Raw genomic sequence first — 1,364 nt, forward strand, 5'->3', positions numbered from 1 at the left:
GCTGAGCTCAGCTCGACCCAGTTCATGAAATAAGTAGACCAATGCGTCCATAAAACGAATATCTGGCAGTGCTTGATTCATAATGTAAAAGAGTCCACCAATTGTGCGATCATCAGTATTAAGTCGTTCTTGCCAAGCCAATAAGTCATAAGTAATCATGGTGACGGCAATATAACCACATTGACCGTCGTAACTTTGAATTTGTGATCGATTAAGAGCTAAATACTGCTTAGCAGCTTTGAAATAGGTCTCAATTTGCCAGCGGCGTCCGTACAATTGAATGATTTCTTCTGGCCGCATAGCTAAGTTAGTGGTCGCTAAAACTAGGTAGTCCTGACGGTGCCCCTTTTTGGATACAAAAACCACTTTTAGCGGAAACTGATGGCCATGATATTGGGCTTGAATGACACTGCTGTAAAGATAGTGATGCCGACAATTCATTTTAGAAGCTGCTAAACGTTGATAAAGACCCTTAATGCTATAGTGACGACCACGATATCGATAATAGACTTTTGCGCTGCGTTTGAGCATACCCACACCAAAAAGCTGAAGCTGAGCGAGTTGCCAAAACATCTTCGGCGAACTGTACCAAGAATCAAAAAGGACGTATTTAGCTGACACGCCTAGTGTTTGCGCTTGTCTAATCAATTCTAGAGCCACTTGGTTCATTGGGCGTTGAGCTTGAGCCCTTCTTTGACCGGCAATTTGACGTTGGTCAGTAATCTGCGCTAAGCATCCAATCAGATTAGCAGGCTGGTGAGTTGACATTAAAGCAAAATTAATAGGCAAAAAAGTATTACCATCACTCCAACCGAGAGTTAAGCCACGGTAACCATTTACATACTCGTGCTTATCGTGGTCATAGGTCTTGGCTAATAATTCAGTCTTTTGGGACCAACGACGTGCTAACAGAGTATCATCAAGCACTAATGCCAAACGACGTCGACCATCAATAAACGGGGTTAAGATGCGAATTAATTGAATCGCTACTAAACAGACTAATTTCTGCCAGTTAATACGGCCATCATTCAAAACATTCCGTGCCGTTCTTGGGGTAAAATGGCAATCTGGATGAGCACGATTGATCGAAAGACGCTCAAAATGAGCTGTCATTAACCAAGCTACGATCATTTTCAATGAACATAATGAGTGACGCTTAAAATTCACCCTGTGAGTTAGCTTAGCTAGACCAATTAGGCTTAAGAAGTGAGAAATAATGTTTTGAGAATCGTTTTCAGTACTGAAATGGTTTATAATTTGCATAGCGCAAGACTCTTTTCTACTTTGATTTTGACACTTAAAGTATAGCGTAAGAGTTCTTGCGTTTTTTATTTTTTTCGTCCAAAAGCCCTGAACCACAATGA

At 41.1% G+C, this 1,364-nt stretch carries 1 protein-coding gene; it reads right to left on the reverse strand.

Translation table 11 applies throughout. From position 1 onward, the window contains the following. The coding region (locus FD32_RS00420) for an IS4 family transposase (protein ID WP_082611613.1) at positions 1-1,263 on the reverse strand (1,263 nt) is incomplete at its 3' end. Positions 1,264-1,364 lie beyond the last annotated feature (101 nt).

Origin of the sequence: Limosilactobacillus panis DSM 6035 (genome assembly GCF_001435935.1) — a bacterium.
Classification (GTDB): domain Bacteria; phylum Bacillota; class Bacilli; order Lactobacillales; family Lactobacillaceae; genus Limosilactobacillus; species Limosilactobacillus panis.